This is a genomic window from Streptomyces sp. NPDC126503, from assembly GCF_040302405.1.
Lineage (GTDB): Bacteria > Actinomycetota > Actinomycetes > Streptomycetales > Streptomycetaceae > Streptomyces > Streptomyces gulbargensis.
This window is the reverse complement of record NZ_JBEORS010000005.1, coordinates 64850-85603: the sequence shown is the minus strand read 5'-3', so window position 1 is coordinate 85603 and position 20754 is coordinate 64850. Positions and strand designations below refer to the sequence as shown.

Here is a 20754-nt window from a genome sequence, read left to right as displayed (position 1 = left end):
CCGGGCTGGCTTGCCGGTTCCCCGCCGCCCAGCCCACCGGGGGCCCGCCCGGGGGGGGGGGGGCGCCCCCCCGCCCCCCCGCACCGGCGTCTTCCCCCCGCGGCCCCGGCCCGCGCCCGCCCGGAGAACCCCGGGCGTGCCCTCAGCCGCTGGATCCCCCGCCGCCCCCGCACGAGCTGCCGCCGCCCGAACCGCCGCCGGAGCCGCCCCCGCACGAGCTCCCGCCGGAACAGGCCGCCCCGCCGCCGCCCGAGCCGCCCCCGCCGTCGTAACCGCCGCCCGCGCACCACACGGCGCCCTCGTCCGCCGACGTACCACCGCCGGACGAGGGCGGAGCCGGCCGGCCCCGCCCGTACATCCGCGCCGCGGCGACGAGCTGGTCCCGCAGCACCGGATCCGGCAGCGCCCCCAGTCCGTGCAGCGCCACCAGGTGCCCGGCGTCCCGGAGATGGCCGTGAGCCCTGCCGTACGCGCCCAGGGCCCGCCATCCCGCCGACGTCACCGAACCCGCCGTCGCGGCCCAGCAGGCGATGGCCGCGACGATCACGCCGATCAGCGCCGGCAGCACCTTGAGGACGAACGGGGCCACCGGCTCCTCCTTCGCGGCGGCCTCCATCACGGACAGCACGACCGACACCGGGAGGAGCAGGAACGCCAGGAGGCCCAGGACGAGGCAGAGCGCCCGGGTGGTGTTCCGCGCGGAAGGCTCCGTGACCAGGCCGCGGGCCGCCAGCCCGTGCCCGATCCGCTGTACGGACGGGCGCCGCATCACCGCGAGCCGCAGATGATGCAGCGCCCCGAACGGAGCCGCCGCGATCTCCTCCAGCACGGCCTGCTCCACCGGGTCACGCGGGGCGGCGCCCGGGAGCGCGGTCACGATCCCGGGCCCGCCGACGGCCAGCCGCCCGTCGGCGTGGAGCGAGGCGAGCGCGGTGTCCACGACCCGGGCCGGACCGCCGTTCAGGAAGGCGGCCTCGTACCGGTCGTGGACCGGCCCGCCCGCCGGCCGGGGCCTGCCCGGCGGCCGGACGGCCCGCACCACCAGCAGCGTGACGGCGGCGACCGCGGCCACGTACACGAGGACGACGAGGACGTTCACCGGCGACCACCCCCCACCAGGACCTCACGGGCGGCCCGGACCAGCCGGGCGGCCCGGCCGGGCGGCCGGGTCCCGGCCCGCTCCTGCCACCAGCGCGTCAGACGGCGCCGCACCACCGGATCCTCGGGGCGGCCCGCGACCAGCAGGTGCTCGACGAACGCCAGCGCGTCCCGGCGGTAGCCGGCGGTCATCGGCCGGGACCTGGCGTACGCGAGGAACGCCGGCCGGTACGCCTCGCCCAGGATCTCCGGCAGCTCCGGCGCGACCTTCGCGACCACCCCCGCCCGCTTGGCCGCGAGCGCCCGCGCCTGCACCCCGAGCCGCCGCTGGTCGAACCCCTCCGGCACCGGCGTCCCCGCCACCAGCGCCGACAGCAGCGCCGCCTGCGCCACACCGACCCGCTGCCGCGCCTCACCGGTATCCGCGTCGGTCCCCGCGCCGGGTGCCTCCGGGACGGGCGGCGACGGCGCCACGGCGGCCGGCATCGGGCCGCCCGAGACGCGTGCGCCCGCGCCGATGAGCAGCGGAGCCTCCGCCGGGGCGGCGGCGCGGGCCACGGAAGCCCCGCGCCGGACCGCCGGGCGCGCCGCCGACACCGTGGCGCGGATCGTCGCGAGCTCCGAGGCCAGTTCCTCCGCCGGCGGGAAGCGGTCGTCCCGCTCCAGGAGGACGCCGGGCGGGCTGACCCGGGAGGCGAGGTCCGCGAGGATGCTGAGGACGGGTTCGGGTACGGGGTGGGCGTGGGTGTCGTGCCAGACACCGTCCCGTTCGACGCCGCCCGCGACGTGGACGTACGCGATGGCCTCCACCGGCAGTTCGGCCAGGGCCCGCGCGGGGTCCTCACCCCGGTTGAGATGGTTGGTGTGCAGGTTGGCCACGTCGATCAGGAGCCGCACCCCCGTGCGCTCCACCAGCTCGGCGAGGAACCGGCCCTCCGTCATCTCCTGGTCGGGCCAGGCGAAGAGGGCGGCGATGTTCTCCAGGGCGAGCGGCACCGGCAGGGCGTCCTGCGCGATCCGGACGTTCTCGCACAGCACGTCCAGGGCGTCGCGGGTGCGGGGCACCGGCAGCAGATGGCCGGCCTCCAGCAGCGGCGTCGCGGTCAGCGGCCCCCCGGCCCGCACGAACGCGATGTGCTCCGTCACCAGCGGGGCCCCCAGCGCCGTCGCCTTCTCCCCGAGCGCGGCCAGGCGTTCCGGGTCGGGCCGGTCGGCGCCGCCGAGGCCGAGCGACACCCCGTGCGGTACGACGGTCACCCCGCGCTCCCGCAGCCGGACCAGGGAGTCGGGCAGGTGACCGGCGCAGATGTTCTCCGCGACGACCTCCACCCAGTCCACCCCGGGCAGCGCCTCGACCACCGCCGCGATCTCCGGCCGCCAGCCGATCCCGATCCCCAGTTCCCCCATGTCCCGTCCCCCTCCGTCGGTCCCCGGTCCCAGAGGTGATGGCCCCCTGGGAAACGTCCGAACCCCGGGAGGGGGACGTTCAGAGCTTCATTTGAGGTTCGCGGGCCCCAGGGCCTTCGGCGGAGGCGCGTCAGCGCTCGCGGGGGGCGTTCAGCCGGGCCGCCTGCCGCGTCAGATGGTCGCGCTCGGCGAGGCTGGGAGCCGTACGGGCCGCCTCGGCGTACAGCCGTGCCGCCGTGACCGGATCGCCGTCGCGTTCGTGGAGGTACGCGGCCACCGCGGCGTACCGGGGCAGGGACCCGTCCAGCGCCGCGAGGACGTCCTCCTCGATCCCGCACGGCCCTTCCGGCACGTGCACCCCGGGACGGAGCCGCCCCGGCGTTCTCGACATCACCGGCAGGATTCTCTGCCCCTATTTTCTAAGGCGGTCCGGGGCCGCCGCCCGCGCCGACCCGGCCGGGCGGGCGTCAGGCTGTGAGCGCCGCCCGTACGGCGGCTTCAGGGCCGGTTCAGGCGCAGGTGGGCGGCGAAGCGGGCGGAGCCCTCGGAGACGATGGTGGGGCCCGGGGCGATCTCGGTGAAGCCGGCGTCGCGGACCACCGGGAGGTGGCTCGCGGTCAGGGCGGCCCAGTGGCCGGGGGAGGCGGTGCGGACGGCGAGGGGGAAGCCGGCCTCGCGCCAGGCCTTGCGGTCGGGGTCGTCCATGGCCCACCACAGCAGTTGCGCGCCGTGGCCCGCCTGGGCCATCGCCTTGCCCGCCGTCATGGTGAGCTCCGGGTTCACCCACAGGGTCACCGCGCCGTCGGGGACCGGGCCGGGGGCGGCCGGGTCGTCCAGGTCCGTGCCGGAGACCTGGAGGCGGGCCAGCTCCTTGGGCCAGCCGTCCAGCGGTACGGGCGGGAAGACCCGTACCTCCGCCTCCGCGCCGGTCACCGTGAGGCCCGGCAGGGCGGCCGCCCTGCGCCACTCCGCGCCGCGCGCGCGGCGCACCACCTTGCGGATGCGGGTGTCCTCCCAGTCGGTGATCGCCTGTGCCCACGGGCCCTCGCCGGCCGAGCGGTCGTCGGTGAGGATCTCCAGGACGGCGCGGGCGGCGGTCTCCAGGGCGTCGGTCCGGGACGGGGGCGCGTCCCGCTCGATCCGGACCACCAGGGGCAGGACGAACTGCGGCTTCTCGTCGCGGTGATCGGTGTGCGGGGTGTCGTTGCTGCTCACCCGGCAAGTCTGCCACCCCCGCTTCGGGGCGATCTTGTGGGAACAGGACGTTCCGGGTCAGGATGCCCGACATGAAAAGCGATCTCTTCGCCGGTGAGCACCTGGCAGGGGCGGCCGGCGCGCCGGGCATGACGCTGCAGAACGCCAAGGCGGTCAAGTACACGGTCGACGGCGAGATGCACGCCCGCCAGGGCTCCATGATCGCCTTCCGTGGCGATCTCCGGTTCGAGCGCAAGGGCCAGGGCATCGGCGGCATGCTCAAGCGGGCCGTGACCGGCGAGGGACTGCCGCTGATGGCGGTGCGCGGCCGGGGCGAGGCGTGGTTCGCGCACGAGGCGCAGAACTGCTTCCTCGTGGAGATCGAACCGGGCGACGCCCTCACGGTCAACGGCCGCAACGTGCTCTGCTTCGACGCCACCCTCCAGTACGAGATCAGGACCGTGAAGGGCGCCGGCATGACCGGCGGCGGCCTCTTCAACTCCGTCTTCTCCGGCCACGGCAAGATCGCCCTGGTCTGCGAGGGCACCCCGATCGTCATCCCCGTCTCGCCGCAGGCCCCGGTCTTCGTCGACACCGACGCCGTCGTCGGCTGGAGCGAGCGGCTGCAGACCTCGCTGCACCGCTCGCAGTCCGTCGGTTCGATGATCCGCGGCGGCTCCGGGGAGGCCGTCCAGCTGAAGCTGGAGGGCGAGGGCTTCGTCGTCGTCCGCCCGAGCGAGCTCACCCCGCAGAAGAACTCCTCCGGGTGAGGCTGACGGGGGTCGGGCGCCGGTACGGCCCGCGCGGGCCGTGGGCCCTGCGCGGGGTCGACCTCGACCTGCCCGCCTCCCGCCTCGTCCGCGTCACGGGCGGCAACGGCTCCGGCAAGTCCACGCTGCTCCGGCTGATCGCGGGCGTCGACGCGCCCGCCGAGGGCCGCGTCACCGGCCGCCCGGCCCGCACCGCGTACGTACCCGAACGCTTCCCGGCCGCCCTGCCCTTCACCGCCCTCGACTACCTGACGCACCTCGGGCGCCTGCAGGGTCTGCGGGGCGCGGCGGCCCGGGACCGGGCGGGGGAGTGGCTGGAACGGCTCGGGGCCGCGCGGCACGCCCGTACCCCGCTCGCCGAGCTGTCGAAGGGGACCAGCCAGAAGGTCGCCGTCGCCCAGGCGCTGCTGGCCGCCCCCGGCCTGCTCGTCCTGGACGAGGCCTGGACCGGTCTCGACACGGCCTCCCGCGCCGTCCTCGACCACGCGGTGCGCGAGCGGGTCGCGCAGGGCGCCACGGTCGTCTTCGTCGACCACGACCCGCGCCGGCTGGAGGGCGAGGCCGACGCGGAGTACGCGGTGACGCAGGGGCGCGTACGGCCCGGGCCCGCCCCCGGCTCCCGGCGCCCCGCCGCCCGGGTGCGGATCGTCGCCTCCGGCGGGCGGGCGCTGCCCGCGGACCTGCCCGGCGGGACGGCCGTCGTCCCGGGGCCGGGGCACGCCACGGTCCTCACCGTGCCCGCCGACCGCTCCGACGCCCTCCTCGGGGCGCTGCTCGCCGCCTCCTGGCACATCCACCACCTCGCACCCGCCGGGGCCGACCGGAACGACGGGGAAGGCGTACGGGTATGACCGCGCTGGTGCGCTACCACGCGGGACTGCTGCTCCGCTCCCAGCGCTGGCTCGCGCCTCTCGTCCTGTACGCCGCCGTCCTCGGGATCGGCGTCCACGCGGGTGAGCCGGTGCTCGGCGCGCTCGCTCTCACCGCCGCCGCCCTGCTGCCGGTGACGGCCTGGGCGGTACGGATCTGCCTCACGCAGGAACCGCCCGCCGCCCGTGCCGTCGTGGCGGCCGCCGCGGGCCGGGGCCGGGGACACCTGGCGGCGCTGCTCACGGGGGCGGGCGGGGCGGTTCTGGCCGGCGGGGCCGCCGTGGGCGCGGTCGTCGCGGTCACCGACACGCGGGGCGTCGGCGCGTCGGCGGCGGTCACGGCCGGACTGCTCGGCGCCACGGAGTGCGCCCTGGTGGGCGCCGCCGTCGGCGCCCTCGCGAGCCGCCCGTTCCTCAAGGCCACCGGCTGGTCGCTGGCGGCCCTGGTCCTGGGCGCCCTCCTCGCCCTGGTGGCGCCCGGGTCGCCCGCACGGCACGCGGTGACCGTCCTGACGACCGGTTCCGGCGCCGGAGTCCTGACCGGGCTGCTGCCCTCCGGTGCCGGGGCCCTGGTCCTCGCGGCGGCCGTGGCGGCCCTCGCCCGGCGGGCCACGGCGCGCCTGGAGTGAGGCGCGCGGCCGCAGTACGCTCGATGGCATGACCACGGAATCCGGCTTCACCTGTGCGCCCGCGAGCGAACCGAGGCCCGCACCGGCGAGCGAGGGGCCGTACGCCGCCTGCGTCCTGTGCCAGGAAGCGACCGAGTACCCCGAGTCCACCAAGGGCATCACCCTCTGCCCGGTCTGCGAATGGCGCGAGGCCGAGCGCACGGCCTGCTCCGGCTGAGACGGCGGTTCGGCCGACCGGCCCGCCCGGCTGAACCGGTGGTACGGGTCGACCGGCGGTACGGGTCGACCGCCGGTTCTGGCGGTCGCCGCACTCCCGGCCGGCCCGGCCCGGCGCCTCCGGCCGTCCGTCAGCCCCGCATGAGCTCGGAGACCTTGACGAAGCGGTAGCCGCGCGCCCGCAGCTCCGGCACGATCCGGCGGACCGCCCGCTCGGTGACCGGGGCGGCGCTCCGCGTGCAGTGCAGGACGACGACCGAACCGGGCTTCACCCCGGCGAGCACCTGCTCCGCCACGGCGTCCGCGTCCTCGGCGAAGGCGTCGCCGCCGACCACGTCCCACTGCACCGCCGTGACCCCGGTGGGCGCCAGCGCCCGCAGGGCCGTGTCGTCGTAGCAGCCCCCGGGGAAGCGGAAGTACGGCACCACATGGACGGCGCCGGCGTCCCGGAAGGAGTCGAAGGCCCGCCGGACGTCCGCCGCCATGTCCGGCGCGGCGACCTCCGGCAGGCCGTAGCAGGGCGAGGCGAAGGCGTAGTGGCTGTAGGAGTGGTTGGCGATCTCGAAGAGGGGATCGCGACCGATCGAACGGGCCTGGTCCGGGTACTCCTCCGCCCACCGGCCGGTCATGAAGACGGTCGCGCCCACCTTCAGGCGCCGCAGGGTGGCGATGAGCTCCGGGTGGTCGAAGCGCTCGCCCCGGGCGGCCCGGGGGCCCTGGTCGGCGGTCATGTCGGCGTCGAAGGTGAGGGCGACGACCTTCTCCGCGCTCCTCGCCCGGTGGGTGTAGACGGCGGTGAGGCCGCCGGGCCGGGGCGCGAGCGTCGGGGGAGCGGCGGGGGGTTTCCGGGCCGGTGCCGGTGCCGCACCGCCGGCCCGGGCCGGCGCGCTCGGTCCGAGACTCGTCCCGGGGGCCCGGGGGGCGGTGACGTCGGGGGTCCCTCTGCCGTCGGTTCCGCACCCGACCAGGACCGAACCCACCAGTGAGCCCAGAAGCGTCAGTACCGTCACTTTTCGTACGGAAATGGTCACAAGCGGAAGCTAACTGATCAGATGATCGTCCTCCGCCAGCGGCGCGGCGCCGTCCCGCACTCCCACCCCAACGCCCTCCTCCGACCCGCCGCCGTCACACGTCCGCCCCGCCGGCGACTGCCGGCGGGGCGGACGACGGGAACTGGGGGCCGGTCAGCGCCAGGGGCCCGTCACCGCGAAGGTCGTCCCCGGCGAGTAGCAGTTGACGTACATGGTCGTGCCGTCGGGAGAGAAGGTGACCCCGGCGAACTCGCCCCACTCCGGGGCCTCCGGCGTCCCGATGTTCTGCGCACCGCGGGCCACCGGGTACACCTCGCCCTTCCTGCTCAGCCCGTACACGTGCTGCGCCCCGTCGCCGTCCTCGCAGACCATCAGACCGCCGGTCGGCGCCAGGCAGATGTTGTCCGGGGTCTCGCCCGGCAGCCGGATGTCGGTGCTCGGGCCGAAGACGACGACCAGGGTGAGCCGGCGCCGGTGCGGTTCGTACTTCCACACCTGGCCGAAGTGGGTGGCGCCGGAACCGTCCTTGACGCGGGCGAAGGAGGAGACGAAGTAGACGGCCCGCCCGCCCCAGTAGCAGCCCTCCAGCTTCTGCGCGTGGGTGATGCCCTTCGGTCCGAAGTCCTGGAGCCGGATGGGCGTCTCCACCGCCTGCGGGTCCGGTACGGGGACCCACTCGACGCCCTCGAACCGCGCGCCGGTCTCCTGGATCACGGACAGGTCCGGTACCCCGGGCACCCGCATGGCCTCCAGGGCGCCGCCCGCGCGGAGCGAACCGGTGCCGCCGAGCGGCTGGTGCGGGAGGAAGCGGTAGAAGAGGCCGAAGGGCCGCTCGAAGGCGTCCTCCGTCTCGTACACGATGCCGCTCGCGGGGTCGACGGCGACGGCCTCGTGCTGGAAGCGGCCCATCGCGGTGAGCGGGACGGCGCCGGTGCGGTGCGGGTCGGCGGGGTCGACCTCGAAGATGAAGCCGTGGTCCTTGGCGTAGCCGTTGGCGCCGGCCTTGTCCTCGGTCTCCTCGCAGGTCAGCCAGGTGTTCCACGGAGTGGGCCCGCCCGCGCAGTTCACGGCGGTGCCGGCCACGCCGACGCGCTCGCCCAGCACGTTGTTCCGTCCGTCGAGCTCCAGGACCGTGCAGCCGCCCTTGGCGGCGGGGTCGTACGTCAGACCGGGCACGGTCGGGACGCCGATGCGGCCGGTGGCGCGGTTCTCGTGGTTCCGTACGAGGTGGACCCGGCCGCGGCGGCCGGCGAAGGCGCCCATGCCGTCGTGGTTGCCGGGGACCGCGCCCTCACCCGAGCGGAGACGCTCGCCCTGGCGGGAGAGGACCTTGTAGGAGAAGCCCTCGGGAAGGTCGAGCAGACCGTGCGGGTCGCGAACCAGCGGACCGTAGCCCGCCCGGCCCGTGTGGCCACCCGGTACGGCGGCCGCGGCGGTCCCGGCGAACAGCTCGGAAACGGCTCCGGAGAAGGCGATCGCGGCGGCCGAGGCGCCGGTACGGGCGAGGATCTGACGTCGTGTCGCGGACATGAGGCAACTCACTTCCTGTGGCGGTACCCGCCCCGCGCCGGAGGGCAAGGGGGAGGGACAGGTGTGTGACGTGCTGCACACGTGACGTGTGACCCGCATGGTGTATCACGTGCCGTGGTGACACGTGAACCATGCGGGCCCACGTCGCCTCATGAGGCGTCCGCGAACGGACGGGGGGTCAGACCAGCTCGGCGGTGAGCGTGATGGTCGTGCCGGCGAGCGCCTGGCTGACCGGGCAGTTCTTCTTCGCCTCCTCGGCGAGGGAGGCGAACTGGTCGGCGTCCAGGCCGGGGACCTCGCCGCGCACGGTCAGGTGGATGCCCGTGATGCCCTCGCCGGGCTGGAAGGTGACGTCGGCCTTGGTCTCCAGGCGGGTCGGCGCGTTGCCGGCCTTGGCCAGACCGTTGGAGAAGGCCATCGAGAAGCAGGAGGAGTGCGCGGCGGCGATGAGCTCCTCGGGGCTGGTCTTGCCGTTCGGCTCCTCGGCGCGGGCCGGCCAGGACACGTCGTACGAACCGAGACCGGAGGAGTCGAGGGTGACGACGCCGGAGCCCTTGAGGAGGTCGCCCTGCCAGACGGTGTGGGCGTGACGCACGGTGGCCATGGTGAATCCCTTTCAGTTGGGTATGGCTCCCAACCTACTGCCCCACAAGGCCCTTCGCGTCGCGTGCGAGGGCGGTGAGCCGGGAGATCGCCCGGAAGTACTTCTTGCGGTACCCGCCGTTCAGCATCTCGTCGCTGAACAGCCGGTCGAAGGGGAGGCCGGAGGCGAGAACCGGTATCTCCCGGTCGTAGAGCCGGTCGGCGAGCACCACGAGCCGCAGCGCCGTCGACTGGTCGGGGACCGGCCGGACGTCGGTGAGGCAGACCGCGGTGAGGTCGTCGGTGAGGGCCCCGTACCGGCTCGGATGCACCCTGGCCAGGTGTTCCAGAAGGTGCGGGAAGTCGTCCAGGGAGGCGCCGGGCGTCGCGTACGCGGTCTCGGTGACGACCTGGTCGGAGTAGGGGGCGGGGGCCTCGGGCAGGCCCCGGTGACGGTAGTCCTCGCCGTCGATCCGCAGGGGCCGGAAGTGCGCGGAGAGCCCCTGGATCTCGCGGAGGAAGTCGGCGGCGGCGAACCGGCCCTCGCCCAATTTGCCCGGCAGAGTGTTGGAAGTCGCGGCGAGCGCGACGCCCGACTCGACCAGCCGGGCGAGCAGGCTGGAGACGAGGACGGTGTCGCCCGGGTCGTCGAGCTCGAACTCGTCGATGCACAGGAGGCGGTGCCCGCTCAGGGTCTTCACCGTCTGCTGGAAGCCGAGCGCGCCCACCAGGTTGGTCAGCTCCACGAAGGTGCCGAAGGCCTTCAGCGCGGGCTCGGCCGGGGTGGCGTGCCAGAGCGAGGCGAGCAGATGGGTCTTGCCGACGCCGTATCCGCCGTCCAGGTAGACCCCGCGCGGGCCGCTCGGCGCGGCCGGCTTCCGGGCGAACCAGCGGCGCCTGCCGGAACCGGAGGCGTGCGCCCCGCCCAGGCCCTCCGCGAAGGCGCTCAGCACCTTGACGGCCTCGGTCTGGCTCGGCTGGTTCGGGTCCGGGAGGTACGTGTCGAAGCGTACGGAGTCGAACCGCGGCGGCGGCACCATCTCGGCGACCAGCCGGTCGGCGGGGACATGGGGCTCGCGCGAGCAGAGCGAGAGCGGGGCCGCTCCGGAGGAGGCGGCTTGGGTGAGAGCACGGGTCGACACAGTTCCCCACTGTAAGCGCCGTGTCAGACTGCGAGGATGCGACGCCTCTTCCCTGTGACGGACATGACAGCCCCCGCGGCACCCTCCGGAACCGAGGCCGGGACCCCCCCGGGGCGGCCGGGGGAGTGGTCCCTCGACGCACTGGCCGACGCCTACGCGTACCCGGAGGGGGACGGTGTGTGGCTGCGCGCCAACATGGTCTCCTCGCTGGACGGCGCCGGTCAGCACGAGGGCCGCTCCCAGCCGCTCTCCTCCGACACCGACATGCGGATCTTCGGCACGCTGCGCGGCCTGGCGGACGTGGTCGTGGTCGGTGCGGAAACGGTACGCCTGGAGGGGTACCGCCCCGCCAGGGCGCGGGAGGCCTTCGCCGCCCGCCGGGCCGCCGCGGGCCAGGGTCCCGCTCCGGTGATCGCCGTCGTCAGCGCCTCCCTCGACCTCGACTTCTCCCTGCCGCTGTTCACGGAGCCCCTGGTGCCCACCCTGATCCTCACCGGGGCGGCGGCCCCCGCCGACCGGGTGAGGGCCGCCCGGGAGGCCGGCGCGGAGGTGCTGGTCGCGGGCGACGGGGCGGGCGTGGAGCCGGCCCGGGCGCTCGCCGCGCTCGCGGAGCGGGGTCACCGGCGGCTGCTGACCGAGGGCGGGCCCCGGCTGCTCGGCCAGTTCGTGGCCGCCGGGGTCCTCGACGAGCTGTGTCTGACGGTCTCCCCGACCATGACGGCGGGGGACGCCCAGCGCATCGCCGGCGGGCCCCCGGTGGCCGTCCCGGCCCGCTTCGAGGTGGTCTCGGTGCTGGAGGAGGACGGGTTCCTCTTCACCCGTTACCGCCGCGTCTGACAATCAGCGGAATTTCCCGTTCCGCTTAGCTTCCGCTTGGGCACACTACAGACGCAGACCCCGTGTGGGCACGGGGAAGGATGGTTTCCGCAGAAGGGCTCCTGAGTTGTTCACAAGCGTTCTGATGATCGAGAAGCCCCTGTCGTCCGTCGACGTGGAATTCGTCACCACGCTGCACGGCGACGAGGGCGTGTCCTTCATCGTTCTGATGCAGCCGCGCGGTGACCAGGCCGATGTACTGCTGCGCGCCATCGACGACGTCGCCCTGGGCGAATTGAAGGAAGCGGCCCGCGAGGGCGAGGAACCCGAGGGGCGGGAGGCGAGGCTCCCCGCCGAGCGGGCCCTGGAGCACTCCCTCCAGGCACTGAGGGACGCCGGCTGCGAGGCGGTCGGACAAGTGGTCGAGGACCACCCCCTGGACAAGATGAAAGCGGTGGTCGACGAGGTGAACGCCGACGAGGTGATCGTCCTCACGGCCCCGCACTACGTGGAGGAGTTCTTCCACCGCGACTGGGCCTCCCGCGCCCGCCACAAGGTCGGCGTACCGGTCCTGAAGCTGTTCGCCCACAGCGACTGACCGGCCGGGGCTGCCACACGGGCAGGACGGGGCGGTACGGGACCCGGGGTACGGCACCCGGCCCGCCCCCGTCGCCGGGCTCGGCCGCCCGGGCCAGGGGCGTGAGCGCGCCGCGGTTCCGGCCGTCCGCCGGGGCGACGAGCACGTGCCCGCGCCGCCATGCCGGCTCCGGTCGTACGGGCCCCGCCAGGGCCGTGCCCCCTGCCGGTGCCTCGTCGCGCCCGGGCCCGGCCCCGGCCTCGTCGGTCCCCGCCGTGCCGCCGCATCGGGAGGCCGGCCCGGCGGGCCGACCCGGGAGGCCCCTCCCGCACCGGGGCCGGGGCCCGGGCCCCCGGCCGCCGTACCGTCCCCGGTCCCGCCGCGCCCGCCCGCGCGGGGCCCCGGGGTGCGGCCCGGGGCCCGGGAGCCGTACCCGTACCGGCAGCGGTCCCGCCCCCGCCCCGGTGGACGTTCCGCTTCCGGCCCCGTCGGGGCGTGCCCCGGGGAGGGGAGCGGGAAGCACTAGGCTGGGGGCTCCAGAACCACACACCCCCGGGGAGAGATCCGCATGGCACCCGCCATCCCTGCCGCCATGGAACGGCCGCACTTCATCGGCATCGGCGGTGCCGGAATGTCGGGCATCGCCAAGATCCTCGCCCAGCGGGGTGCCAAGGTCGCGGGCAGCGATGCCAAGGACTCCGCCACCGCCGAGGCGCTGCGCGCGCACGGCGTCACCGTGCACATCGGGCACGCCGCCGAGCACCTCGCCGACGACGCCTCCGCCGTGGTCGTCTCCAGCGCCATCCGCGCCGACAACCCGGAGCTGGCCCGCGCCGCCGAGCTCGGCATCCCCGTCGTGCACCGCTCCGACGCCCTCGCCTCGCTCATGGACGGGCTGAGCGCGATCGCCGTCGCCGGCACGCACGGCAAGACGACCACCACGTCCATGCTGGCCGTCGCCCTCACCTCGCTCGGCGAGGACCCCTCGTACGCGATCGGCGGCGACCTCGCGGGCCCCGGCACCAACGCCCGGCACGGCGAGGGACGCGTCTTCGTCGCCGAGGCCGACGAGAGCGACCGCAGCTTCCAGAAGTACGACCCCGAGGTCGCGATCGTCCTCAACGTCGAGCTGGACCACCACGCCAACTACGCCGACCTGGACGAGATCCACGAGTCCTTCGAGGCCTTCGCCGCCAAGATCCGCCCCGGCGGCGCCCTCGTCGTCGGCGAGCACGCGGGCGCCCGCGAGCTGGCCCGCCGCGTCGCCGGACGCGAGGACCTGCGCGTGATCACCGTCGGCGAGTCCGAGGACTCCGACGCCCGGATCACCGCGATCGTCCCCAACGGGATGACGAGCGAGGTCACCGTCGTCCTCGACGGCACCGCGCACACCTTCACCGTCTCCGTCCCCGGCCGCCACTACGCCCACAACGCCGCCGCCGCCCTCGCCGCCGGCGCCGCCGCGGGCATCGAGCCCGCCGGCCTCGCGCAGGCCCTCACCGCCTACACCGGCGTCGGGCGCCGCCTCCAGCTCAAGGGCGAGGCCCGGGGCGTCCAGGTCATCGACTCGTACGCCCACCACCCCACCGAGATGACCGCCGACCTGGAGGCCATGCGCGCCGCCGCCGGGGACGCCCGCCTCCTCGTCGTCTTCCAGCCGCACCTCTTCTCCCGCACCCAGGAGCTGGGCACGGAGATGGGCGCGGCCCTGACCCTCGCCGACGGCTCGGTGGTGCTCGACATCTATCCGGCCCGCGAGGACCCGATCCCCGGCATCACCAGCGAGCTGATCGTCGACGCGGCCCGCGCCGCCGGCGCCGACGTCACCCCCGTCCACGACAAGGACACCGTCCCGGACGTGATCGCGGGAATGGCGAAGCCCGGCGACCTCGTTCTGACCATGGGCGCGGGTGACGTGACGGACCTGGGCCCGAGGATCCTGGACCGGCTGGCCGGGAACTGACCGGCAGGGCGCAGGGGAAACCGAAGGGAACCGAGGAGCGAGCGATGGCGTACGAGGTCGAGAAGACGGACGAGGAATGGCGCGCCGAGCTGACGCCCGCCGAGTACCAGGTGCTCCGGCAGGCCGGCACCGAGCCCGCCTTCCGCGGTGAGTACACCGACACGAAGACGAAGGGCGTCTACTCCTGCCGAGCCTGCGGCGCCGAACTGTTCACCTCGCACGAGAAGTTCGAGTCCCACTGCGGCTGGCCGTCCTTCTACGACCCGAAGGACAGCTCGGCCGTCGAGCTCGTGGAGGACCGCTCCCACGGCATGGTCCGCACCGAGGTCCGCTGCGCGCGCTGCGGCTCGCACCTGGGCCACGTCTTCGAGGGCGAGGGCTACCCGACCCCGACCGACCAGCGGTACTGCATCAACTCGATCTCGCTGCGCCTGGAGCCCGAGCAGGGCTGACCGCCGGCCCTTCGCCCCGATCGCGCCCGGCCCGGGACCGTACGCCTGCCGTACGGTCCCGGGCCGGACCCCGTCCCCGTCTCAGCTCGGCGAGGGCACCGGGGTGACCTCCTCGCGCCCGATGCGGCTGCCCGACTTGTAGATCGAGACCGTTCCGTCGCGGATCACGTACCGGTACGGGCTGTTCGTCGCCTCGTACCCCCCGCTCGTCCTCCGCGCCTTCATCGCGATGCCCGGCTCGCGCCCGTCGCGGAATTCGCCGTAGTAGTAGAGCTGCCCCGACGCCGTCTCGCACAGCGTGATCCGGTGGTCCTCGGTGTGGAAGGCGTCGACCAGCTCGGCGCCCTCGCCCTTCGGCAGCGCCTCCGCGACCCGGGAGGGGCACGGGGCGGCGGTGGCGCTCGGGCGCGCCGTCGGCCGGGAGCCGTCGGCGTCGGACTCCTCGAACGAGCGGAAGACGCTCGACGCGACGCCGAGCGCCACCAGCGCTCCGACCAGGGTGAGGCAGCCGGCCAGGCATCCGTTGGACTTCTTCTTCGCCGGTGGCCGGTACGGCGGGGTGTACACCGGACGGGACGGCGGCGCCGGGGCGGGCGGGGACGTCCGTCGCGGCGGGGTGGGCGTGTAGCCCGTACCGCCCGGCGGCGGGTAGAAGACGCCCGTCGGGCGGCCCCCGGACCGGCCCGTGCCGCTCGTCCCCGGCGTGGCCGCCCGGCGCGGCGCGGCCCTCCTGGTGCCGCCCGTGCCGCTCCCGGACGCACCGCCGGAACCGCGCCCGGACGCCGGTGTCGTCGGTGTCGTCGGGGTTGTCGGTTTTTTCGGGGTCTTCGGCGTCGTCGTGCTCGGCCCGGGGGCCGTCCTCCGGGGCGCGGAGGTCCCGGAGGACGGCTTCCGCGCGGGCCCGGCGCTCGTCTTCCAGCTCTTGCCGCAGCCCACGCAGCTGAGGTTGCGCGCGCTGTTGGCGGCCCGGCAGACCCCGCACTGCCAGTCACCCGCCGGGCGCGCCGGTGAGGGCCGTTTCGCCGCCGGGCGCGACGGGGCGGCGGGCCGCGGCATCGGTGCCCGACGGGTCGACCCGCAGATCGAGCAGGCCGCGTCCTTCGGTCCGTTGTTGTTGTCGCAGTCCGCGCACTTCCAGTTGGCCGAGCCCGCCACCCCTGTCGTCCCCTCCTACCGCTCGCCCGGCGCCGGATGCGCCATCACGACCCGGAACAGTTCCTCCGAGCCCGCTCCCGCCGGGCTGACGATCCACGCGGGATCCTCGGGCACCCGCTCCAGCTCGGGCTCGGCCGGTGTTCCGGCCTCCTCCGCCGGCGCCCCTGCCGGGGGGACCGGGGCGGTGAGCCGCTCCTTCCCGGCCTCCGCCGCCGCCCGTACCCGTACCTCCTCGCGTACGTCTCCGGCCGCCCCGCCCGCCGGGGCGCCACCCGGCACCGGGGCCGGGTCCGCCGCCCGCGGGGCGGGACCGGCCGCCGCGGGTCCGGTCCCCTCCCCGTACGGCACCGAGAACTCCTCCCACAGCAGGCGCAGGAAGCTCCGCGTCCGCTCCACCGCACCGCGCGGCACGTCGACCCGGACCACGAGCGACTCGGTGCCCTCGGCGCCCACCCCGGCCACCGGCGGGGCGAGCGCGCCCGCGTCCGGGAAGCGGAACCGGAGGACCAGCCGGTGGTCCTCCCGCGCGTCCCGGGGCGGGTGGAGCGCGGCGGAGACACACCGGGTCACCCGGGCCTCGAAGACGCCCTCGCCGATCCAGGTGAACTCCAGGAGCCCGTCACGGCCGAGGGAGAGGCGGAAGCCGCTCCACTCCAGACTCACAGGCTGTTCGCGATCGTCTCGATGATCTCGTCCATCTCGAACTCCTCCAGGCCCTCGCCCGCCTTGGAGGCGAAGTGGAGGGTGAGGTCCCACTCCTCGGCGATCTCCGACCACGGCGCCTCCTCTGGGGCGAACAGGACCAGCCGCTTGGCGGACTGCTCCATGACGGAGGTCTGGCTGCGGGCGTACCCCCACTGCTCGAAGAGGTCGTCCATCGTGCGGGGGATGTGCCGGGGGTAGGTGGCCGCGCCGGCGCCGACCGTGCCGAGGGGGTGCGCGGGCGCGTCCGTGAACATCACGATGACGTGCCGGCGGCGGTCGAGTCCGGTCTCCCAGGGCGAGTTGATCGCCAGCGCCAGGGCCTCCAGACCGGATTCGGGGATGTCGCCGCCGCCCCCCGCGTCGATCCCGCCGACGAACTCCTCGAACGCGCCGGACTGCGCGGGCAGGTGGAGGAAGTCGGTCTCCTCGATCGCGTCCGAGGGGTCGTCGCCGAAGTCACGGAAGGCGATGACCTTCAGCCGCAGCTGGCTGATGGACTTGCCCTTCTTGGCCATCACGTCGTCGAGCCGCTGGTGGAACTGGAGGGCGCTCGACTTCACGGTGTCGAGGACGGGCGACATGCTGCCGGTCGCGTCGATGCAGAGGGCGAGGTCGACGGCGTACTGGAGGTTGCCCTGGTACTGCCCGCGGGCGTCGTTCATGGTGTGCTGCTCCTTGTCAGGGGGTGCGGCGGCCGCCCCCGCGGCCGCCGAGGTTGATACGGACCCGGGACCGGCCCGGAGCCGGGGAGGGTGCCGCCTCCCCGGCGGCCGGAGCCGCCGGGGCGGAAGGCGCCGCGTCCGCCGCGTCCGCCGCCTCCGGCGCGGGCACGGCGGGTGCCGCCGGGGGAGCGGCCGGCGCGGGGCGCTCCTTGCGGGGACCGAAGCTCGACCGGACCCGGCTGATCCGCGAGGGCCCGGGGGCCGGCTCGGCCACCGGGGTCTCCGCCCGCGTCGTCCCCGCCGTCTCCGTTTTCTCCGGCGTCCCCGCTTTCTCCGGCGCCGAGGTCCCGGGCCTGCGGTGCCGCAGCGCGCAGACCTCGGGGTCGGCGAGCGTCTCCAGGAAGGTCTCGATCCCGGGGCGGACCCGCGGGTCGGCGGCGGTCATCCGGCGCAGCAGCGCCAGGAGTTCGTCGGAGAGGCGCGGGTCCAGGCGCAGTTCCTCCCCGGCGTTCACCGCGTCGGCCGGGGAGCCGAACGCCGCGTCGTACGAGGGCAGGTCACCCGTCACGTACAGATGGGTCATCAGGCCCAGCGCGAAGACGTCGACGGCGCAGGTGAGGTCGGCGGGCCCGGCGGAGCCGTCGTCCTGGAGGTAGCGGCGCCACTCGGGCGCACCGTACACGGAGTCGCCCGAGATGTCCTCCGGCCCCGGCGGGTCGCCGGACTCGTAGGAGTCGTCGAAGTCGATCAGCTTGGCGACGTGGAAGGCGGCCCCCTCCCGCTTCTGGATCAGGACGTTCAGCGGCTTGAGGTCGCCGTGCACGATGCCCAGGTCGTGCAGCATCCGCAGGCTGGAACCGAGCGTCTTGAGCAACACCGCCTTCTGGTTCGGCTCCAGCGTCTGCGGCCGGTCCAGGCTGGTGGTGTCGATCCGCTCGGTCACCTTGTAGTAGGTGCTGCCCTCGTGGAAGAAGTCGGTGGCCAGCACGATGTTGCCGCCGCCCACGGAGTCCGGGCGCAGCTTCTTCATGACCTTGCGGTGCCGCTTCTCGAACTCCTGGGCCACCTCGCGCCGGATGCGCACGCTCGGGGAGTCGGCGGCGTCGTCGCGCGGGCGCTTCGGTTCCAGGAACCGTTTGACGAAGAACTGGCCCCCGTCCTTCTCGGCGAAGGCCCAGATGCACTTGCCCCCGTTGGCGTTGGTGGGATCGGTGACGACGCGGTAGCCCGCGATCGTGTCGCCCTTCTTCATCGGTACTCCTCGAGCGCGGGCGGCAGATAGGTCTCGTATCCCGCGCGGTAGGTCTGCCAGCTCTGTTCCTGCCAGGCGCGGATGCGCGCGTCCGCCGTCCGCCCGTCCTCGGGGCCGCCCGGTGGCTCCTCGGCCCCGCCGCGCGGTGACCGGTCGAGCGCCCGGGGCCGCCCCTTGAGGTGGCGCTCCGTCAGCTCCGCGTACCGCCGCTCACTGCTCTCGCGCACGTGCGCCAGGTCCCGGTAGCCCAGGGCGAGCAGGGCGAGGGAGGCGTCGTCCCCGGTGTACGCCTGCACCTCGCGCCGCAGCAGATCGGCCCACTCGTACTCGGTGTGGGCCCGGCGCAGGGTGCTCAGGAGCAGGTGCTCGAAGTCGGCCGGGGTGTGCACGTAGCCGAAGTAGCCGTCGGTGGCGGCGATCAGGACGCAGGGCATCGGGAAGGAGGCGATGAGCTGCGTGTCGACGGTGAACTCGCGGTCCGCGCAGATCACGTTGGTCATCGGCGGATCGGTGCGCAGCAGCTCCAGGGCGTCGCTCTCCCGGGTGTGGTCCCGGGTGAGGACGTGCAGCCCCGAGGCGGGCGCGAACACGTACGCCCGGGAGTCGCCCGCCCACAGCGGGCGCAGTTCGACGGTGCCCTCGCGGCCGAGGACGCGGTAGTGGACGCCCGCGAGCGTGGTCGGAAGCTGCCGGCGCATGGTGCCGCCGATCTTGCTGCGCCGCTGCGGGGCCTTGGTCAGGAACCAGTCGAGGTACTGGTGCAGGGAGGCGGGTCCCGCTTCCTCGGTCTCCAGGGCCACCTCGTGGAACCAGCAGTCCGTGGCGAGCCGCGCCACCCGGGAACCGACCCAGGCACCGGTGCGCCAGGCGCCGTCCGCACCCTGCCAGACCGGGCTCGCGCCCGCGCCGCCCGAGCCGTCGAAGACCGCGATCACGCCCTGGTCGGTGCCCCAGTGGTGGGCGACGAACGGCTCGGCGTCCTCCCCGTGGCCGGGCACCTGCTCGGTCCACACGGTCAGCGCCTGAAGTCCCTCGACGTTTCCCCGCGTCGACCAGACCGCCTGGGACGGCAGCGCCCGTGGCGGCGGGTCCGGCGGGCCCGCCGGAGGGCTTCCTGCCGAGCCGCCGGGGGCGTCCGCCGGCGCGCCCGCGGGTACGGGCGGGCCGCCCGAGGCCGGCCCGCCGCCCGTGCCCGTCACGAGGGCCTGCGCGGGGGCCGCTACGGAGGCAGCGGCGGGCCCCGGGGCCGCGGGCGGGGGCGGTGGCCACTGCTCCGGGCGGTGCGCGGGCGCGGCGTGCCGCGCCCCGTGCTCGTGCTCTGCCATCAGCGCTCCCTGTCGGGTCCGGGCCGGGGCGTGTCCCGCTTCGGGGTGTCCCGTCTGGTGGTGCCCCGCACCCGGCTCACCCGGGGCGCGGGACGGTCGGCGGCCGGTTCCCCGGCGGGGCGCGGCTCCGGGGTGGCGGCGCGGGGCGCGGACCGGTCCGTCCCCCCGGATCCGGCGGGCGGCAGCGGCTCGTCCTCGGGCGGCCCGGGACGCCCGGGCTCCCGGCCGGTGGTCCGGTCGTCGTCGCGGGCGGCGCGGCGGGCCGGACCGTGCCCGCCCGGGCGCCCGGAGCCGTACGTACCCGTGACGCGGCCGCCGGGGCGCGGCCGGCCGCCCTCGCCGTGCGGTTCGTCCCGCACCACCTCGCCGCGCAGCGGCCGGCGGGCCGGTTCGTCCTCCTCGTGCGCCGGTCCGAGCGCCGGGGCCGGGTCCGCCGCGCGGGCCAGGGAGCCGCGCAGCCGGCCGCGCCGGGCGGCCCCGTCGAACAGGCCCTCGCCGTCGCGCAGGACCTCCTCCAGGACGGTGCGCTCCAGTTCCGCCTGCTCGAAGGGCTCCCGGTCCGCGTCACCGCGCTCCAGGACCAGGCGCATGATCTCGCGCCGCACCTCGCGCTTCTCGGCCTCGTTCTTCTCGATCCAGGCGAGCGCCGCCCGGGGGCCCTCCTTCTCCATGATCTCGGCGATCAGGCCGTCGAGCCCCTCCTCGCGGATCATGTCCAGGTGCCGGCCGCGCCGCATCCCCGAGAGCCGAGTCTCCCGCACCACGTCCCGGAACTCCCGCCCGCTGGTGGCGATCTCGTCCTCGTCGACGAGCAGTTCGACCTGCACGTTCCGCAGCCGTACCGCGTCGTCCCCGGTGAAACCGGCCACCGTCCCGTTCAGCGCGCGCTCGGCCTGGTGGAACTCGGCGATGTCGTAGTCGCGCGCCACCTCCCGCAGCGTCCGGCGGAGATACCCGAAGAGCGCCCCGCTCATGTCCCGGATGCCGCGCGCCACGACCTGGGCCGGATCGGCGACCCGGCACACCAGGTCGACCCGGCTGCGGAAGGAGAACGTCGGGTCCCGGCTGAGCAGCGGGATGTCGAGGATCAGCCGGTGCTCGGTCATGTCGACGGTGAACACGCCGTGGTACGTGCCGAAGCGGGAGGACGGGATCTCCTCGCCGCTGCGGATCGTCAGCGAGGGGCCGCTCTCCCTGACCAGGACGAGCGCGCTCCCGGGCCTCGGTGGCCGGACCGGCTTCGTCAGCCGCCACTTCGGCAGCTCCTCGAAGGACAGCACCGGGTCGTAGGTCTGCTCTCCCACGGGTTCCTCCCTCTTGTCGGCGGTGCGGGGCCGGACGGCGGTCCGGGTGGTGCGGGTGGTCGGGCCGGGGCCGTA

21 protein-coding genes and 1 pseudogene are annotated in these 20754 nt (G+C 75.1%); 8 read left to right on the top strand and 14 right to left on the bottom strand.

Going from position 1 to position 20754, the window contains the following annotated elements:
- Nucleotides 1-142: 142 nt before the first annotated feature.
- The 4 genes and pseudogenes from ABTY40_RS09060 to ABTY40_RS09045 all read right to left on the bottom strand — a co-directional run bounded on the left by ABTY40_RS09060 (nucleotide 143) and on the right by ABTY40_RS09045 (nucleotide 3720).
- Nucleotides 143-1099, bottom strand: a complete 957-nt coding sequence (locus tag ABTY40_RS09060) for a TIGR04222 domain-containing membrane protein (protein WP_352058909.1) — start codon at nucleotides 1097-1099, stop codon at nucleotides 143-145.
- Complete coding sequence (locus ABTY40_RS09055; protein WP_352058908.1) at nucleotides 1096-2505, bottom strand: MbnB/TglH/ChrH family RiPP precursor modification enzyme; 1410 nt, start codon at nucleotides 2503-2505, stop codon at nucleotides 1096-1098. The genes ABTY40_RS09060 and ABTY40_RS09055 overlap by 4 nt, the downstream gene beginning before the upstream one ends.
- A 130-nt stretch (nucleotides 2506-2635) precedes the next feature.
- Nucleotides 2636-2821 (bottom strand): annotated as a pseudogene (locus tag ABTY40_RS09050) (RNA polymerase subunit sigma-24); the annotation flags it as partial.
- 182 nt (nucleotides 2822-3003) lie between these two features.
- Nucleotides 3004-3720 (bottom strand): aminoacyl-tRNA hydrolase, encoded by a 717-nt coding sequence (locus ABTY40_RS09045; RefSeq protein ID WP_352058907.1) that lies wholly within the window; start codon nucleotides 3718-3720, stop codon nucleotides 3004-3006.
- 71 nt (nucleotides 3721-3791) lie between these two features.
- Here ABTY40_RS09045 and ABTY40_RS09040 point away from each other — a divergent pair, with 71 nt between their 5' ends.
- Genes ABTY40_RS09040 through ABTY40_RS09025 form a run of 4 tightly spaced genes read left to right on the top strand, consistent with a single transcriptional unit; the run spans nucleotide 3792 to nucleotide 6184 of the window.
- Entirely contained in the window at nucleotides 3792-4469 is a 678-nt protein-coding gene (locus tag ABTY40_RS09040; protein ID WP_352058906.1) for an AIM24 family protein, read from the top strand.
- Entirely contained in the window at nucleotides 4466-5320 is an 855-nt protein-coding gene (locus ABTY40_RS09035; RefSeq protein ID WP_352058905.1) for an ABC transporter ATP-binding protein, read from the top strand. Before ABTY40_RS09040 ends, ABTY40_RS09035 begins: the two co-directional genes overlap by 4 nt.
- Nucleotides 5317-5967: an ABC transporter gene (locus tag ABTY40_RS09030; RefSeq protein WP_352058904.1), complete on the top strand. Its 651-nt coding sequence runs from the start codon at nucleotides 5317-5319 to the stop codon at nucleotides 5965-5967. Before ABTY40_RS09035 ends, ABTY40_RS09030 begins: the two co-directional genes overlap by 4 nt.
- Before the next feature lie 28 nt (nucleotides 5968-5995).
- On the top strand, nucleotides 5996-6184 hold the full coding sequence (locus tag ABTY40_RS09025) for a hypothetical protein (protein ID WP_352058903.1): 189 nt from the start codon (nucleotides 5996-5998) through the stop codon (nucleotides 6182-6184).
- Nucleotides 6185-6314: 130 nt separating this feature from the next.
- Here ABTY40_RS09025 and ABTY40_RS09020 read toward each other — a convergent pair whose 3' ends face one another.
- From ABTY40_RS09020 to zapE, 4 genes are all read right to left on the bottom strand, one after another.
- Complete coding sequence (locus tag ABTY40_RS09020; protein ID WP_352058902.1) at nucleotides 6315-7193, bottom strand: polysaccharide deacetylase family protein; 879 nt, start codon at nucleotides 7191-7193, stop codon at nucleotides 6315-6317.
- Nucleotides 7194-7367: 174 nt separating this feature from the next.
- Nucleotides 7368-8744, bottom strand: coding sequence for an alkaline phosphatase PhoX (locus ABTY40_RS09015; protein WP_352058901.1), 1377 nt, complete (start codon nucleotides 8742-8744; stop codon nucleotides 7368-7370).
- A gap of 178 nt (nucleotides 8745-8922) precedes the next feature.
- The gene (locus tag ABTY40_RS09010; RefSeq protein WP_352058900.1) at nucleotides 8923-9348 is read right to left on the bottom strand and encodes an OsmC family protein; all 426 of its coding nucleotides are present in this window, start codon (nucleotides 9346-9348) and stop codon (nucleotides 8923-8925) included.
- A gap of 34 nt (nucleotides 9349-9382) precedes the next feature.
- Nucleotides 9383-10468 carry a cell division protein ZapE gene (gene zapE, locus ABTY40_RS09005; RefSeq protein WP_352058899.1) on the bottom strand — a complete coding sequence of 362 codons (1086 nt, stop codon included), beginning with the start codon at nucleotides 10466-10468 and terminating at the stop codon, nucleotides 9383-9385.
- Between the two features lie 36 nt (nucleotides 10469-10504).
- Here zapE and ABTY40_RS09000 point away from each other — a divergent pair, with 36 nt between their 5' ends.
- The 4 genes from ABTY40_RS09000 (at nucleotide 10505) to msrB (ending at nucleotide 14276) form a co-directional block, all read left to right on the top strand.
- Complete coding sequence (locus tag ABTY40_RS09000) at nucleotides 10505-11305, top strand: pyrimidine reductase family protein (RefSeq protein ID WP_352058898.1); 801 nt, start codon at nucleotides 10505-10507, stop codon at nucleotides 11303-11305.
- A gap of 106 nt (nucleotides 11306-11411) precedes the next feature.
- Nucleotides 11412-11882 (top strand): indole-3-glycerol phosphate synthase, encoded by a 471-nt coding sequence (locus tag ABTY40_RS08995; protein ID WP_352058897.1) that lies wholly within the window; start codon nucleotides 11412-11414, stop codon nucleotides 11880-11882.
- Nucleotides 11883-12429: 547 nt separating this feature from the next.
- Nucleotides 12430-13824, top strand: a complete 1395-nt coding sequence (gene murC, locus ABTY40_RS08990) for a UDP-N-acetylmuramate--L-alanine ligase (protein WP_352058896.1) — start codon at nucleotides 12430-12432, stop codon at nucleotides 13822-13824.
- Between the two features lie 44 nt (nucleotides 13825-13868).
- Nucleotides 13869-14276: a peptide-methionine (R)-S-oxide reductase MsrB gene (gene msrB / locus ABTY40_RS08985; protein WP_352058895.1), complete on the top strand. Its 408-nt coding sequence runs from the start codon at nucleotides 13869-13871 to the stop codon at nucleotides 14274-14276.
- A gap of 81 nt (nucleotides 14277-14357) precedes the next feature.
- Here the strand turns inward: msrB and ABTY40_RS08980 are convergent, their stop codons facing one another.
- The 6 genes from ABTY40_RS08980 to ABTY40_RS08955 all read right to left on the bottom strand — a co-directional run bounded on the left by ABTY40_RS08980 (nucleotide 14358) and on the right by ABTY40_RS08955 (nucleotide 20679).
- The gene (locus ABTY40_RS08980; protein WP_352058894.1) at nucleotides 14358-14843 is read right to left on the bottom strand and encodes a hypothetical protein; all 486 of its coding nucleotides are present in this window, start codon (nucleotides 14841-14843) and stop codon (nucleotides 14358-14360) included.
- A gap of 603 nt (nucleotides 14844-15446) precedes the next feature.
- Nucleotides 15447-16094, bottom strand: a complete 648-nt coding sequence (locus tag ABTY40_RS08975) for a hypothetical protein (RefSeq protein ID WP_352058893.1) — start codon at nucleotides 16092-16094, stop codon at nucleotides 15447-15449.
- Nucleotides 16091-16798, bottom strand: coding sequence for a vWA domain-containing protein (locus ABTY40_RS08970; protein WP_352058892.1), 708 nt, complete (start codon nucleotides 16796-16798; stop codon nucleotides 16091-16093). Before ABTY40_RS08970 ends, ABTY40_RS08975 begins: the two co-directional genes overlap by 4 nt.
- A gap of 16 nt (nucleotides 16799-16814) precedes the next feature.
- Nucleotides 16815-18050 (bottom strand): protein kinase domain-containing protein, encoded by a 1236-nt coding sequence (locus tag ABTY40_RS08965; RefSeq protein ID WP_352058891.1) that lies wholly within the window; start codon nucleotides 18048-18050, stop codon nucleotides 16815-16817.
- Nucleotides 18047-19375, bottom strand: coding sequence for a serine/threonine protein phosphatase (locus ABTY40_RS08960; RefSeq protein ID WP_352058890.1), 1329 nt, complete (start codon nucleotides 19373-19375; stop codon nucleotides 18047-18049). Before ABTY40_RS08960 ends, ABTY40_RS08965 begins: the two co-directional genes overlap by 4 nt.
- Nucleotides 19375-20679: a hypothetical protein gene (locus ABTY40_RS08955; RefSeq protein WP_352058889.1), complete on the bottom strand. Its 1305-nt coding sequence runs from the start codon at nucleotides 20677-20679 to the stop codon at nucleotides 19375-19377. The genes ABTY40_RS08960 and ABTY40_RS08955 overlap by 1 nt, the downstream gene beginning before the upstream one ends.
- Between the last annotated feature and the right edge of the window lie 75 nt (nucleotides 20680-20754).

Coding starts and splice junctions, on each gene's coding strand:
- ABTY40_RS09055 (WP_352058908.1), bottom strand. CDS start 2,505: ATGGGGGAACTGGGGATCGGGATCGGCTGGCGGCCGGAGATCGCGGCG.
- ABTY40_RS09040 (WP_352058906.1), top strand. CDS start 3,792: ATGAAAAGCGATCTCTTCGCCGGTGAGCACCTGGCAGGGGCGGCCGGC.
- ABTY40_RS09030 (WP_352058904.1), top strand. CDS start 5,317: ATGACCGCGCTGGTGCGCTACCACGCGGGACTGCTGCTCCGCTCCCAG.
- ABTY40_RS09025 (WP_352058903.1), top strand. CDS start 5,996: ATGACCACGGAATCCGGCTTCACCTGTGCGCCCGCGAGCGAACCGAGG.
- ABTY40_RS09015 (WP_352058901.1), bottom strand. CDS start 8,744: ATGTCCGCGACACGACGTCAGATCCTCGCCCGTACCGGCGCCTCGGCC.
- ABTY40_RS09010 (WP_352058900.1), bottom strand. CDS start 9,348: ATGGCCACCGTGCGTCACGCCCACACCGTCTGGCAGGGCGACCTCCTC.
- ABTY40_RS09000 (WP_352058898.1), top strand. CDS start 10,505: ATGCGACGCCTCTTCCCTGTGACGGACATGACAGCCCCCGCGGCACCC.
- murC (WP_352058896.1), top strand. CDS start 12,430: ATGGCACCCGCCATCCCTGCCGCCATGGAACGGCCGCACTTCATCGGC.
- msrB (WP_352058895.1), top strand. CDS start 13,869: ATGGCGTACGAGGTCGAGAAGACGGACGAGGAATGGCGCGCCGAGCTG.
- ABTY40_RS08970 (WP_352058892.1), bottom strand. CDS start 16,798: ATGAACGACGCCCGCGGGCAGTACCAGGGCAACCTCCAGTACGCCGTC.
- ABTY40_RS08965 (WP_352058891.1), bottom strand. CDS start 18,050: ATGAAGAAGGGCGACACGATCGCGGGCTACCGCGTCGTCACCGATCCC.
- ABTY40_RS08960 (WP_352058890.1), bottom strand. CDS start 19,375: ATGGCAGAGCACGAGCACGGGGCGCGGCACGCCGCGCCCGCGCACCGC.